Below are 12566 nucleotides of genomic sequence, written 5' to 3'. Positions count from 1 at the left end.
TCAACGTCTCAACACGTTGCCAGAATTCGTCAGTCACTTCCCAGGATTTGGCTTTTGCCATCACAACTCCAACCGCGGCACTCGCGCATGGAAAGTGATTATCATTTATTTACGGATAAGTTCTTACTCGATAAACTGGCCCGTGCTCGATATTCTGGACCCGCCAAATACGCACAAGTCATTGTTCTTGAATGAATATTCATCTTCCCCACCACCCCCAGCCAAATAAAAAGGCGCCAAACCCTGTAGCCGCAAGTTTAGGCGCTGCTGGGCGCACCGCGCATCCCCGATTTGGAGGGTTCCCTTTTTGGCCGGCCTGCAAACCCCCTGGGCTGACATGGAAAAAGAGCGTGCACCATGATTGGCGTCAATAATTCCTATAATTTCAGTAATTCCTGAAAACTCAGTAAAACAGCAGCCATGAACCTCGCCCCCCTGACCCAGCGTTTTGTTCTGCACTTTGGCGAGATGGGCAGCCGCTGGGGTATCAACCGGACCGTCGGGCAAATCTATGCGCTGCTGTACGTTTCACCCAAGGCCCTCAATGCCGACGAGATTGGCGAGGCGCTGGCTTTTTCGCGCTCCAACGTCAGCATGGGTTTGAAAGAGCTGCAGTCGTGGAATTTGGTGCGGCTGCAGCACCTGCCCAACGACAGGCGCGAATACTTTCAGGCGCCGGAAGACGTATGGGCGATCTTTCGTACGCTGGCGGAAGAGCGGCGCAAGCGCGAGATTGATCCCACGCTGTCCATGTTGCGTGACGCGCTGATGGAGCAACCTTCTACCGGTGATGACATTCACGCCCAGACGCGCATGAAGCAGATGCACGACCTGATCGAGCTCATGACCGGCTGGCTCGCTGATGTGCAGAAGATGGATTCGGCCACGCTGATCAAGCTGATGAAGATGGGCGCCAAGGTACAGAAACTGCTGGAAGCCACCGGCAAGGTCACCAGCAGCGTCAAGGCCGGATTGACAGGCCGCGCCGCAGTGCCGCAAACCCCGGCCGACAAAGAAAGAGGCTAAGCATGGACGGACTCGACGCTTTCCTGCTGGCCCGCATTCAGTTCGCGGCCAACATCACCTTTCACATCCTGTTTCCGACCATCAGCATTTCGCTGGGCTGGGTGTTGCTGTTTTTCAAGCTGCGGTTTGTCAAGACGGGCCAGCAGCACTGGATGGACGCCTACCAGTTCTGGGTGAAAATTTTTGCGCTGACCTTTGCGCTGGGCGTGGTCAGCGGCATCACCATGAGTTTCCAGTTTGGTACCAACTGGCCGGGCTATATGGAAAAGGTCGGCAATATCGCCGGGCCGCTGCTGGCCTATGAGGTGCTGACGGCTTTCTTCCTTGAAGCGACCATGCTTGGCGTGATGCTGTTTGCGCGTGAGCGGGTCAGTGAACGCATGCACACCATCGCCACGCTGCTGGTGGCCGGTGGCACCACACTGTCGGCCTTCTGGATTCTGGCGCTCAACTCCTGGATGCACACGCCCGCCGGCTTTGAAATGATCAACGGCCAGGCGCACGTCACGAGTTGGCTGGAGGTGATCTTCAACCCGTCCTTTCCCTACCGCCTGGTGCACATGTTGCTGGCATCGGGCCTGACCGTGGCTTTTCTGGTGGCGGGCATTTCAGCTTACCGCTGGCTGCGCGACGACAAAACCGCTGAAGTCATAGCCAGTCTGAAAACCGGGGTGTACCTTGCGGCCGTGCTGATTCCGCTGCAAATCATCGCCGGCGACCTGCACGGCCTGAACACGCTGGAGCACCAACCCGCCAAGCTGGCGGCGATGGAAGGCATCTGGGAAACACAGCGCGGTGCGCCCGCCGTGTTGTTTGCCGTGCCGGACAGCGAAGCGCGTAAAAACCGCTACGAAATTGCCATTCCCAAACTCGCCTCGCTGTACCTCACGCACGACGCCGACGGCCTGGTCCGGGGCATCAATTCCTTTGAGGGCAAACACCCGCCGGTGGCGCCGGTGTTTTGGGCCTTCCGCATCATGGTTGGCATGGGCATGCTGATGCTGCTGGTCAGCTGGGCTACAACCTGGCAGCTCAAACCATGGCAGGCTGGAAACGGCCGGCAGCTCAAGGACTGGCAAGCAAAGCTGCTGGTGGCCATGACGTTTGCCGGCTGGGTCGCGCTGATCGCTGGCTGGTATGTGACCGAGATCGGCCGACAGCCCTGGCTGGTCACCGGTGTGCTGACGTCGGCCGAAGCGGCTTCAAAAGTGCCGGCGCCGCGTATTGCCTTCACGCTGGTGATGTACCTCGGCTTGTACGCCGCGCTGATCGTGGCCTATATCTCGGTGGTGTTTTACCTGGCGCGGCACAAGAAACACGCTGACAAACCCTTCGGCGACGACCACACGGCGGGTGACACCGAAAAGGAACTCAACGTCGTCAACTACCCGGAAAAAGAAGGAGCCGCCCATGCTTGATCTTGCGCCCGATCTGACACAAGCGGCCGGCTGGATGCCGATTGTCTTCCTGGTGGTGATGGGGCTGGCGATGCTGGCCTATGTGATTCTGGATGGCTACGACCTCGGCGTGGGTGTGCTCATGCGCCGCGCCAGCGACGATGACAAGGACACCATGATCGCCAGCATCGGGCCGTTTTGGGACGCCAATGAAACCTGGCTGGTGCTGGGCGTGGGCATACTGCTGACGGTTTTTCCGATGGCGCACGGCGTGATCCTTGGTGCGCTTTACCTGCCGGTGGCCTTCATGCTGATCGGCCTGACGCTGCGCGGGGTGGCCTTTGACTTCCGCGTGAAGGCGCGCGCGGCGCACAAGCCGCTGTGGAACCGGCTGTTTTACAGCGGCTCCTTGCTGGCCAGCTGGAGCCAGGGGTACATGCTGGGATCGCTCATCACCGGCTTTGCCGATAGTTGGTGGAACATGCTCTTCAATGCCCTCATAGGCGCGGCGCTGGTGGCTGCCTACTGCCTGATGGGCGCAGGTTGGCTGATCATCAAGTCCGAAGGCGAGCTGCAGCTCAAGGCGGTGCGCTGGGCGCGCGGCAGCCTGTGGTTCACCATGGCCGGTGTTGCCGCAATTTCGGTCGCCACACCGCTGGTCAGCCCGGTCATTTTTGCCAAGTGGTTTTCGTTTCCAAACATCGTGCTGCTGATCCCGATTCCAATCGCCACGGCGGTGCTGTTTGCGGTGATCTGGCGCAGCCTGCAGCGCCTGCCGGTGCGCCTGGGTCAGGGCAACGAATACGGCGCCTGGGTGCCGTTTGGCGCGACGGTGGGTGTGTTTCTGCTGGCGTTTTACGGGCTGGCCTACAGCCTGTTCCCGTGGCTGGTGATCGAGCGCATCACCATCTGGCAGGCGGCCACAGCGCCTGCCGCGATGGGCGTGATTCTGGCCGGCGCGGTGGTGGTGTTGCCCATGATCATCGGCTACACGGTGTTTGCCTACCGCGTGTTCTGGGGGAAAAGCGTGGCTCTGAAGTATTAAATCTGGAAAACGCAGTTGACCGCTTCGGCCGACCAGGCCGCATGGGCGTTGACATGCGAGGCTACGACTGTATTCGTCTTTTGGGTAACAGCGCTGCGCACCCGATTGAGCCGCTGCGGCACGCCTGGGGGCGTTGCTCCGCCCTGCAGGCGGTAGCCTGCTGCGTTGTTACGCCTACCCAGACCCGCCCGCAACGGCCCACTCGGGCGCGTCCACCGCAGCTTTCAGGTTGAATCCCGGCCCAGGTTGGCGATAAAATGGCGCACCCCAAATAGCCGGCCCATCCTTATGCGAACTCAGAGCAAGTACAACGCATCCCTGCAGTCGGCCGATGGCCTGAGCGACGAGCAACGCCAGGCTGCGGAACAAAAATTCATTGACGTGCTGGAGCACGTGCTGGGTGGCCCGTCCGCCGTTCGCGGCGCCTACGTGGAATGGCTGGCGGTGCGTTCCATGCGCGCCGAAAATCCGCTTGTTCCGCGCTCCGCCGAGGAACTGCAGGCGATTGCCCGCTGGGAACAGGCCGCCGAACACGCCACGCGTGCGGTATTCCGCCAAATGCAGATCGCCGCCAACAACGCGTTTTTCGAGCTGCACATCTGGAATTCGCGTACGCAGTGAGCTACCGCTCGTCGTAGCTGATGCTCACATGGGGGCTGAGCGGCCGCGCCTGGCAGCTCAGCACAAAACCTTTTTTGACTTCCCAGTCTTCCAGCGTGAAGTTTTTTTCCATGGCCACCTCGCCGTCCAGCACCCTAGCGCGGCAGGTGCAGCAGACGCCGCCCTTGCAGCTGTAGGGCAGGTCCAGTCCTGCAGCCAGCGCCACGTCGAGCACGCGTTCATGCGCGTGCATCTGAAGTTCGTGGGATTTCCCGTCCAGTTGCACCGACAGGCGGATGGGCCCGGCGGCATCTGCGGGTTTTAAGCCATTTTGGCCCTCAGCCCTTATTTGGCGTGCGTCAATAGCTCCTGAATTGATAGCGAATGCAGGCAGGCCGGCACTCGTGAAACGTTCGCTGTGGATACGCTCACGCGGCACACCGGCAGCCAGAAGCGTCTGTTCGCAGCCTTCGATCATGGCCTCGGGGCCGCAGATAAAGGTTTCGGCTATGGTGGCGGCTGGCACCAGGCTGGCCAGCAATTCGCCGACCTTGGCCGCATCGAGTCGGCCGTTGAACAGCGCGACTTCCTGGGTCTGGCGCGACAGCAGGTGAATCAAATTCAGGCGCGCCGGGTAGCGGTCCTTCAGGTCCTGCAGCGCCTCGTTGAACAGGATGGAGCTGCTGCGCTGGTTGCAGTAGACCAGTGTGAAGGTCGAGTCTGGTTCGCCAGCCAGCGTGCTGGCGATGATGGACAGCAGTGGCGTGATGCCCGAGCCGGCGGCCCAGCCGACGCGGTGCACCGCGCCTGTACTGCGCGGCGTGAAGCGACCCTCGGGCGGCATCACATTCAGCGTCTCGCCGGGCTGCAGCTGCGTCGCCCAGTTGGAGAACACACCGCCTTCGACCGGCTTGATGCCGACCTCGATCTCGCCGTGGGCAGCGAAATGCTGCGTGCTGCTGCAGATCGAATAACTGCGGCGCACCTCGTTGCCGTCTATCCTTGCCTTGAGCGTGAGGAACTGGCCCGGCGTGAAGCGGTACATGTCCTGCAACTCGGCCGGGATTGCAAAGCTGACGGCCACTGCGCCAGCGGCTTCGGGCGTAACGCGTGAAATGGTGAGTGAATGGAAGTAGGACATGTGAAGTCAGTTGCCAGTGTTTTCTTGACCAGCCGGGGCCGCGGAACCGGCTTTGCCGGGCCGCAGGCGCAGCGCCCCCTCGGGGGGCAAAGAGCTACGCGGAGTGAGCGAACGTGGGGGCATCAATAACTTTTGAAGTAGTCGAACGGCTCAAGGCAGTTCAGACATTTGTAGAGAGCCTTGCACGCGGTGGAGCCAAAGTGCGAGGTCTCGGTGGTGTTGGCCGAGCCGCATTGTGGGCAGGCCACGGCACCGGTGGCACTCAGGCGCGGCGCAAAACGGACGACCCGGTCGCTGCTGGGGTCCAGGGTGTGCGGCGGGGCAATGCCGTAGCTGCGCAGCTTGTCTTTGGCAGCCGCCGTGATCCAGTCGGTAGTCCAGGCCGGTGCAAGCTGTGTGGTGATGCGCGCGCTGAGCTGGTGCTGCGCCAGGGCCGAGCGGATGTCATCGGCAATCTGGTCCATGGCCGGGCAGCCGCTGTAGGTTGGCGTGATGATGATTTCCAGACCTTCGTCGTCCTCGCGCACATCGCGCAAAATGCCGAGTTCACGGATAGACACCACCGGGATTTCCGGATCCGGCACGGCGTCCAGCGCCTCCCAGACCTGCTGCACCCGGCTGACAGCGGCCTGCATCACCACCACCGCCCGCTTGCGGGGGGTGTTTCATAAAAGCCTAAAGCTCGTGGTGAGCGCGCAGCGTTCACCATAGAGCCGCTGGGTGTGCGCGCGCCAGCGACTGCATCTCGGCCAGCAGCGGCGCCAGGTGTTCGCTGTGTTGGCCGGCTTTGCCGTGGGGCAGGGCGGCTTGAAGCAGCGGCGGGCGCGACAGGCTGGCTTCGTTCAAGGCATCGTTGACCAGTTCGTCCCAGTGGACGCGCAGCGTCGGCGCTTCACCGTTCCAGAATTCTGCGGTGTAGGGCAGCAACTGGTTCAGGGCGGCCTGGGTGCGGTCATGCGACTCAGCCGTGCCGTCGCCGAGCCGGATCAGCCAGTCGCGCGAGTGGCGAAAGTGGTAAGCCACTTCCTTGAGCGATTTGCCGGCAATGCCCGCAAGCTGCGCATCGGGGGACTTTTGCAGTGCTTCCCACTGCAGCAGCATGAAGGTGCTGTAGAGGAAGTTGCGGACAATCGTCACCGCGTAGTCGCGCTCCGATGCCGCAGAGGCATGCGGCAGTTCCAGCAAGGTGAAGTTGCGGAAATCAGCGGCATCGCGGAAATAGGCCAGCGAATCCTCGGTGGCGCCATCGCCCTTTACGGTCGCGGCATGCTGATAGAGCATGCGCGCCTGGCCGATCAGGTCCAGGCTCATGTTGGCCAGCGCGATGTCTTCTTCGAGCACCGGCCCGTTGCCGCACCACTCGGCATTGCGCTGGCCCAGCACCAGCGCGTTGTCGGCCAGATGCAGCAGTTGCTCCAGCGGGGCTTGAACAGGGGTGGCGACGGCATCCATCACATGTGGCCCACTTCGTCGGGAATTGTATAAAACGTCGGGTGCCGGTAAATCTTGTCGGCCATGGGCTCGAAAAACGCCGGCTTGTCGTCGGGCTCGCTGGCAGTGATGGTGCTGGACGGCACCACCCAGATGCTCACGCCTTCCTGGCGGCGGGTGTAGACATCGCGCGCCATTTGCAGCGCCTGCTGCGCATCGACGGCGTGCAGGCTGCCGCAGTGTTTGTGCTCCAGGCCCTGCTTGGACCGGACAAACACTTCCCACAAAGGCCACTCATTTTGCGGTGTTGTCATGCTGCCTCCTTCAATTGGCGTGCGCGCTGTTTGGCCGCATGCGCTTGCGCTGCATCGCGCACCCACTGGCCGTCCTCGTGCGCCTTCACGCGGTTTGCTAGGCGCTCCTTGTTGCAGGGGCCGTTGCCGTTGACGACTTCCCAGAACTCGTCCCAATCGATGGCGCCGTAGTCGTGCTGCTGGCGGTCTTCGTTCCACTTCAGGTCGGGGTCGGGCAGGGTCACGCCGAGGACCGCCGCCTGTGGCACGGTGGCATCCACAAATTTCTGGCGCAGGTCGTCGTTGGAGATGCGCTTGATGCCCCAGCGCATGCCTTGGGCGGTGTTGGTGCTGGCGGCATCGGGCGGCCCGAACATCGCCAGCACCGGCCACCACCAGCGATTCACCGCGTCCTGCACCATGGCGCGTTGCTCGGCGGTGCCCTGCATCTGCACCATCAGGCTTTCAAAGCCCTGGCGCTGGTGAAAACTTTCTTCCTTGCAGATGCGGATCATGGCGCGTGCATACGGGCCGTAGGAACAGCGGCAGATCGGCACCTGATTCATGATGGCCGCACCGTCGACCAGCCAGCCGATCACGCCAACGTCGGCCCACAGCAGCGTCGGGTAATTGAAGATGGAGCTGTATTTGGCCTTGCCGGTGTGCAGTGCATCGAGCAGGCTGTCACGGCCCACGCCCAGGGTTTCGGCAGCGGAATACAGGTACAGGCCATGACCGCCTTCGTCCTGCACCTTGGCCAGCAAAATCGCCTTGCGTTTGAGCGAGGGCGCGCGCGATATCCAGTTGCCTTCGGGCTGCATGCCGATGATTTCGCTGTGCGCATGCTGGCTGATCTGGCGCACCAGGGTGCGGCGATAGGCCTCAGGCATCCAGTCCTGCGGTTCTATCTTCTGGTCCGCGTCGATTTTTTCGTCGAAGCGCGTTTGCAGTGCGTCGGGCGCCGCGCCAACAGCTGTCAGCGCGGGCGCTGACCCATCGGGCACGTCAAGGGATTGGGTGTACATGGCTTGTCTCCTGTCGCTGAGGCTCGCCTCACAGGCGATTTTTCCCAGTATATCAATTAACCGACCGTTCGGTCGGTTAATTGGCGCTCGCCCGTTCAGGCGGCGCGTTCCAGGTCAGCCAGCAGCGCATCGGCAGAGGCGTAACGCGCTTGCGGGTCCTTGGCCATCAGCCGGTTGACGATGGGCTGCAGCGCCGCATGTGCCGGCGGCAGGGCCGGTGTCTCGGCGTGCAGGTGCTTGGCCAGCAGCAGTTCCAGCGACTCGGCCACAAAAGGGCGCTGGCCGGCCAGCATCTCGAAAAACATCACGCCCAGGCTGTAAAGGTCGGTGCTCGCCGTCACCGCGCGGCCGCCGGCCTGCTCGGGACTCATGTAATACGGCGTGCCCACCACGTCGCCGTGCCGGGTCTGGGTCATGTCCAGCTTGTCGGCCTGCAACATGGACTTGGCGATGCCGAAGTCGGCCAGCGCCACGCTGCCATCGTTGCGCAGCATGACGTTTTCGGGTTTGACGTCGCGATGCACGATGCCGTGGCTGTGGATGGCCGACAGCGCCTGCGCGATCTGCCGCACCACCGTCACGGCGCGTTCGCGCGTCATGCCGGGCCCGAACAGCGCGCGCATGTCGCCGCGTTCGAAGTACTCCATCGCGATGTAGGCGTGGTCGTCAGTAAAGCCCTGGTCATGGATGCGGATCACCTGCGGGTGATCGATCTTGCACAGCAGGGCGTATTCCTGGATGAAACGCACCAGGTGCTCCGACGCCTCCTTGCCGCGCGAATCCAGCACCTTGAGCACGATGGGCAGGCCGTCGCTTTCGCGTTCGGCCAGGTAAACCTCGGTCATGCCGCCGGAGCCGATCTTGCGCGTGAGGCGGTAGCCCTTGAGCCGCACGGTCTCGCCTTCTGCGCCGTCAAAACGCATGCCCCTGAGCGCCGCCAGCTTGGACTGCAGCGCGTCCTTGACCGCGCGAGCCGTGATGTCTGAATTGATCTTCACCGCTGCGCTGACTTCGTCGGCGCGTTCGGTCAGGCTGGCCATGCCGTGGATCTTGTCGTCGAGTTGGGTGACGAGGCCGGTGATCTCGATCACCTCCAGCGCAGGCAGGCCGCCGCGCAGCGCCACGCTGTCGCGGGTGCCGGTCTGTATGCCTGCCCCGGCTTGCGCCAGCACGCTGTCGCTGGCAAGCACGGTCCAGCCGCGCTCGCGCGTGGTGGCCTCCAGCCGTGCCGCCAGGCCGACGGTGTCGCCGACCGGGGTCAGGTCTTCGCTGTCGTCCGCACCCATGCGGCAAAGACGGACTTCCCCGTCATGCAGGCCGACACCGATGGCAAAGGGCGGCAGGCCGCGCGCCGGGAAACGCTGCTCCAGCCAGGCGCGGAATTCCTGAATGGCCAGCGCCATGGCGAGTGCCGCAGAGATCGCGCGGCGCGGCGCCGGCAGCGGCGAGCCGCTGAGGGTGTCGGCAAACACCGCCATCAGCCCGTCGCCGACAAACTTCAGGTGGCGCCCGCCGTTTTTCAGCACCGGCTGGCAGCTCCGTTCAAAGTACTCGGTCAGCAACTGCGAGACCTCGGCGGCGTCGAGCTTTTCGGCCAGTGAGGTGAAGTTGCGTATGGTTGATATGAGCACGGTGGCCTGCAGCGTCTGGCCCGGGTCGCCGCCTGCGGGCGGCACGGCCAGCGCAAACGAGCTGGCCTGCCGGCCGCCCATGCTGTCGGAAAATGACGCGCGCAGGCGCACCTCCAGCGCGGCCAGTCCCGTGTTGATACGTTCCTCGACGCGGGCCTTTTTGCGGATCTGGGCCTCCACCGCATCCAGCAGTTCGGTGCGCGTGAAGGGTTTGGACAGGTAGTCGTCGGCGCCGCCGGTCATGCCGCGCCGCATGCTGCCACGGTCGTCCAGCGCGGTCAGCAGCACAAAAGGCGTGGTCGCCAGTTGGCCGTCGGCACGCACCGCCGCCAGCAGCGCAAAGCCGTCCATGCCGGGCATGTTGACGTCCGAGATGATCAGGTCCGGCGTGCGCGACCGGGCCTGGGCCAGCCCGGCTTCGCCGTCGGCCGCGGCCACGGTCTCGAAACCTTCGAGGCTCAAGAGGCGAACGATGTTGCTGCGGATGGCATCTTCGTCCTCGACCACCAGAATCAGCGCCATCGTCGGTCCCTTGCCGGCTGCGTCAGCCGCCGTGTTCCAGCGTGAAACCCGCGTTGCGGTCCTGGCCCAGGCGCGCCACCATCTGCGGCAGGGCGGCCTGCAATTCGGCCTTCAGGGTGTGCGGCGGGTTGATCACAAACATGCCGCTGGCCGGCAGGCCGGGCCGCTTGACGTCGCCGGATTCGTCGGTGGTCAGCTTGCTGGACTTGACGGTCAGGGTCGCATTGAGCCAGCTGCGGCCGGCCTTGACCGCCAGGGTTTTGAGTTTGCGCGGTAGGTCGTGCGCTTCCGGCCGCGGAATGATGGGGTACCAGACCACATAGGTGCCGGTGGCAAAACGCTTGACGGCGTCAGCCATGCAGGCGACCACCCGCGCGTAGTCGGTCTTGATTTCGTAACTCGGGTCACACAGCACCATGGCGCGCCGGGCCGGTGGCGGCAAAAAAGTCTTCAGCACTTCAAAGCCGTCTTCGCGCGTGACGCTGACCTGCCGGCCCGCGCCGAGTTGCTCAATGTTGCCGCTGAGCGACTTGAAGTCGGTGGGATGCAGCTCGAACAGCTTGAGCTTGTCGCGGCCGCTGAGGAATTTTTGCGCGATGAAAGGCGAGCCGGGGTAGATCTTCAGCTGGGCCGGGTCGCCGGTTTCGGCAAAAGCCTGGTTCAGGCTGCGCAGCAGGTCGACATAATCCTGCAGGGCCGGTGCCAGCGCCTCATTGGCGGGCGGTTTTGCTTTTCGTGACGCTATTGTTTTGATAGCTGTTTGCGCAGTACCGGCGGGGGTTAGAGGCACATTTGGTACTGAAATCAGGCGAAACACACCGTCTTTGGCCTCGCCGCTGGTTTCGGTGTAATCGCCGTCGAGCCGGTACAGGCCAGCACCCGCATGGGTGTCGAACACGGTGAGTGCCGTGTCTTTCTGGGTCAAATACTTCATCAACGCGATCAGCGTGGTGTGCTTGAGCACGTCGGCGTGGTTGCCGGCATGAAAGGCGTGGCGGTAACTGAACATGGGCCTATGTTAACGGGCTTGGCCGGCGGCAAGTGCCCGCAGCCTGGCGGCTTGCCGGCGCTGCGACGGCGGTTCCCGGCTGCGGCGACGGTCGCCTGCCTTGCCCGATCCACGCCTCGCATGCGTTGCTCGCAGCTTTGTCGGCGGGCCACTGGGTACCAGCCGCGAGTGCCAGAAACCCGCTCTGGCCGCGCTGCCCCTGTGCATGGAAAACCACGCGAAGATCCAGAACAGCCGAAAATTCGACGGCTTTTGGGCCTGCAGTCGCAGAAAAAGGCCCGCTTCCGTCCTTTAAGGGGCAAGGACTGGCGGAAAAACCGCCAGCTTTGTATAATCGTGGGCTTCGCAGCGACTGGCTGGCCCCGCGGCGAAGTATCTTTCCCCACCTAAGAGGTTTCCATCAGAGAAACACCGACCGTGGAAAAGGGCTGCTCAAACCAACTTTTGAAAAGTAAACCATGACAACTTTCAGCGCAAAACCCGCTGACGTGGTGCATGAGTGGTTTGTGATTGACGCGACCGACAAGGTCCTCGGACGAGTAGCCAGCGAAGTTGCTCTCCGTTTGCGCGGCAAACACAAGGCCATTTATACGCCTCACGTCGATACCGGTGACTTCATTGTCATCATCAACGCAGCCCAGCTGCGCGTCACCGGCGCCAAGTCGACTGACAAGATCTACTACCGCCATTCCGGTTACCCCGGCGGCATCTCGGCGACCAATTTCAAGGACATGCAGGCCAAGCACCCAGGCCGCGCTCTGGAAAAAGCCGTCAAGGGCATGTTGCCCAAGGGCCCGCTCGGCTACGCCATGATCAAGAAGCTCAAGGTCTATGGTGGTGCAGAGCACCCGCATACTGCCCAACAGCCCAAAGTGCTTGAAATTGCAGCTTTATCTAACGGGGTAGCCAAATGATCGGTGATTGGAACAATGGCACCGGCCGTCGCAAATCCAGCGTCGCCCGCGTGTTTATCAAAAAAGGCACTGGCAAGATCACGGTCAATGACCGCGACATCCAGACCTTCTTCGGTCGCGAAACCTCGATCATGATCTGCAAGCAGCCGCTGCACCTGACCAACCATGTCGAAACCTTCGACATCATGGTCAACGTTCACGGCGGCGGTGAGTCCGGCCAGGCCGGCGCGATCCGTCACGGCATCACCCGTGCACTGATTGACTACGACACCACACTCAAGCCGGTGCTGAGCCAGGCCGGCTTCGTCACCCGTGACGCCCGTGAAGTCGAGCGTAAAAAGGTCGGTTTCCGTTCGGCACGCCGCCGCAAGCAGTTCAGCAAGCGTTAAAACGTTTCTGCTGTCCCCGAAAAAAGCCGCCCGGCCTTGCGCCTGGCGGCTTTTTTCATGGCCGTGTCGCCGCATGCTGCAGCGACACAAGCGCTTGCGTTGCTTACCGGCCCCAGTCCGCCGGCCGGCGCATCTGCGTGCAC

At 62.6% G+C, this 12566-nt stretch carries 14 protein-coding genes; 7 read left to right on the top strand and 7 right to left on the bottom strand.

Annotated features, from left to right (window positions below; translation table 11 throughout):
• From H0W47_RS16860 to H0W47_RS16840, 5 genes are all read left to right on the top strand, one after another.
• Positions 1–195: hypothetical protein (locus H0W47_RS16860; RefSeq protein WP_296926481.1), on the top strand; the 195-nt coding region annotated here is incomplete at its 5' end.
• Between the two features lie 225 nt (positions 196–420).
• Positions 421–1026 (top strand): GbsR/MarR family transcriptional regulator, encoded by a 606-nt coding sequence (locus H0W47_RS16855; RefSeq protein WP_296926479.1) that lies wholly within the window; start codon positions 421–423, stop codon positions 1024–1026.
• 2 nt (positions 1027–1028) lie between these two features.
• The gene (locus H0W47_RS16850; protein ID WP_296926477.1) at positions 1029–2444 is read left to right on the top strand and encodes a cytochrome ubiquinol oxidase subunit I; all 1416 of its coding nucleotides are present in this window, start codon (positions 1029–1031) and stop codon (positions 2442–2444) included.
• Positions 2437–3468: a cytochrome d ubiquinol oxidase subunit II gene (locus H0W47_RS16845; protein ID WP_296926475.1), complete on the top strand. Its 1032-nt coding sequence runs from the start codon at positions 2437–2439 to the stop codon at positions 3466–3468. The genes H0W47_RS16850 and H0W47_RS16845 overlap by 8 nt, the downstream gene beginning before the upstream one ends.
• Positions 3469–3756: 288 nt before the next feature.
• Positions 3757–4089 (top strand): hypothetical protein, encoded by a 333-nt coding sequence (locus H0W47_RS16840; protein ID WP_296926473.1) that lies wholly within the window; start codon positions 3757–3759, stop codon positions 4087–4089.
• 1 nt (position 4090) lies between these two features.
• Here H0W47_RS16840 and paaE read toward each other — a convergent pair whose 3' ends face one another.
• The 7 genes from paaE to H0W47_RS16805 all read right to left on the bottom strand — a co-directional run bounded on the left by paaE (position 4091) and on the right by H0W47_RS16805 (position 11120).
• On the bottom strand, positions 4091–5209 hold the full coding sequence (gene paaE / locus H0W47_RS16835) for a 1,2-phenylacetyl-CoA epoxidase subunit PaaE (RefSeq protein WP_296926470.1): 1119 nt from the start codon (positions 5207–5209) through the stop codon (positions 4091–4093).
• Between the two features lie 122 nt (positions 5210–5331).
• Positions 5332–5844, bottom strand: a complete 513-nt coding sequence (gene paaD, locus H0W47_RS16830; RefSeq protein ID WP_296926468.1) for a 1,2-phenylacetyl-CoA epoxidase subunit PaaD — start codon at positions 5842–5844, stop codon at positions 5332–5334.
• 67 nt (positions 5845–5911) lie between these two features.
• Positions 5912–6661, bottom strand: coding sequence for a 1,2-phenylacetyl-CoA epoxidase subunit PaaC (gene paaC, locus H0W47_RS16825; RefSeq protein WP_296926466.1), 750 nt, complete (start codon positions 6659–6661; stop codon positions 5912–5914).
• Positions 6661–6954, bottom strand: a complete 294-nt coding sequence (paaB, locus tag H0W47_RS16820; RefSeq protein WP_296926464.1) for a 1,2-phenylacetyl-CoA epoxidase subunit PaaB — start codon at positions 6952–6954, stop codon at positions 6661–6663. The genes paaC and paaB overlap by 1 nt, the downstream gene beginning before the upstream one ends.
• The gene (paaA, locus tag H0W47_RS16815) at positions 6951–7958 is read right to left on the bottom strand and encodes a 1,2-phenylacetyl-CoA epoxidase subunit PaaA (protein ID WP_296926462.1); all 1008 of its coding nucleotides are present in this window, start codon (positions 7956–7958) and stop codon (positions 6951–6953) included. Before paaA ends, paaB begins: the two co-directional genes overlap by 4 nt.
• A gap of 95 nt (positions 7959–8053) precedes the next feature.
• Positions 8054–10111 carry a protein kinase gene (locus H0W47_RS16810; RefSeq protein ID WP_296926460.1) on the bottom strand — a complete coding sequence of 686 codons (2058 nt, stop codon included), beginning with the start codon at positions 10109–10111 and terminating at the stop codon, positions 8054–8056.
• 22 nt (positions 10112–10133) lie between these two features.
• Positions 10134–11120 (bottom strand): 23S rRNA (adenine(2030)-N(6))-methyltransferase RlmJ, encoded by a 987-nt coding sequence (locus H0W47_RS16805; RefSeq protein WP_296926459.1) that lies wholly within the window; start codon positions 11118–11120, stop codon positions 10134–10136.
• A gap of 458 nt (positions 11121–11578) precedes the next feature.
• Here H0W47_RS16805 and rplM point away from each other — a divergent pair, with 458 nt between their 5' ends.
• The gene (rplM, locus tag H0W47_RS16800) at positions 11579–12034 is read left to right on the top strand and encodes a 50S ribosomal protein L13 (RefSeq protein WP_296926457.1); all 456 of its coding nucleotides are present in this window, start codon (positions 11579–11581) and stop codon (positions 12032–12034) included.
• Entirely contained in the window at positions 12031–12423 is a 393-nt protein-coding gene (gene rpsI / locus H0W47_RS16795; RefSeq protein WP_188707544.1) for a 30S ribosomal protein S9, read from the top strand. Before rplM ends, rpsI begins: the two co-directional genes overlap by 4 nt.
• Positions 12424–12566: the final 143 nt, after the last annotated feature.

Origin of the sequence: Polaromonas sp. (genome assembly GCF_013817205.1) — a bacterium.
Taxonomy (GTDB): Bacteria; Pseudomonadota; Gammaproteobacteria; order Burkholderiales; family Burkholderiaceae_C; genus Polaromonas.
This window is presented reverse-complemented; position numbering and strand designations above follow the sequence as displayed.

What these genes read in the sequence shown, in the direction of transcription:
- H0W47_RS16855 (WP_296926479.1), top strand. Translation starts at nt 421, where the DNA reads ATGAACCTCGCCCCCCTGACCCAGCGTTTTGTTCTGCACTTTGGCGAG.
- H0W47_RS16850 (WP_296926477.1), top strand. Translation starts at nt 1,029, where the DNA reads ATGGACGGACTCGACGCTTTCCTGCTGGCCCGCATTCAGTTCGCGGCC.
- H0W47_RS16845 (WP_296926475.1), top strand. Translation starts at nt 2,437, where the DNA reads ATGCTTGATCTTGCGCCCGATCTGACACAAGCGGCCGGCTGGATGCCG.
- H0W47_RS16840 (WP_296926473.1), top strand. Translation starts at nt 3,757, where the DNA reads ATGCGAACTCAGAGCAAGTACAACGCATCCCTGCAGTCGGCCGATGGC.
- paaE (WP_296926470.1), bottom strand. Translation starts at nt 5,209, where the DNA reads ATGTCCTACTTCCATTCACTCACCATTTCACGCGTTACGCCCGAAGCC.
- paaD (WP_296926468.1), bottom strand. Translation starts at nt 5,844, where the DNA reads ATGCAGGCCGCTGTCAGCCGGGTGCAGCAGGTCTGGGAGGCGCTGGAC.
- paaC (WP_296926466.1), bottom strand. Translation starts at nt 6,661, where the DNA reads ATGGATGCCGTCGCCACCCCTGTTCAAGCCCCGCTGGAGCAACTGCTG.
- paaB (WP_296926464.1), bottom strand. Translation starts at nt 6,954, where the DNA reads ATGACAACACCGCAAAATGAGTGGCCTTTGTGGGAAGTGTTTGTCCGG.
- paaA (WP_296926462.1), bottom strand. Translation starts at nt 7,958, where the DNA reads ATGTACACCCAATCCCTTGACGTGCCCGATGGGTCAGCGCCCGCGCTG.
- H0W47_RS16810 (WP_296926460.1), bottom strand. Translation starts at nt 10,111, where the DNA reads ATGGCGCTGATTCTGGTGGTCGAGGACGAAGATGCCATCCGCAGCAAC.
- H0W47_RS16805 (WP_296926459.1), bottom strand. Translation starts at nt 11,120, where the DNA reads ATGTTCAGTTACCGCCACGCCTTTCATGCCGGCAACCACGCCGACGTG.
- rplM (WP_296926457.1), top strand. Translation starts at nt 11,579, where the DNA reads ATGACAACTTTCAGCGCAAAACCCGCTGACGTGGTGCATGAGTGGTTT.
- rpsI (WP_188707544.1), top strand. Translation starts at nt 12,031, where the DNA reads ATGATCGGTGATTGGAACAATGGCACCGGCCGTCGCAAATCCAGCGTC.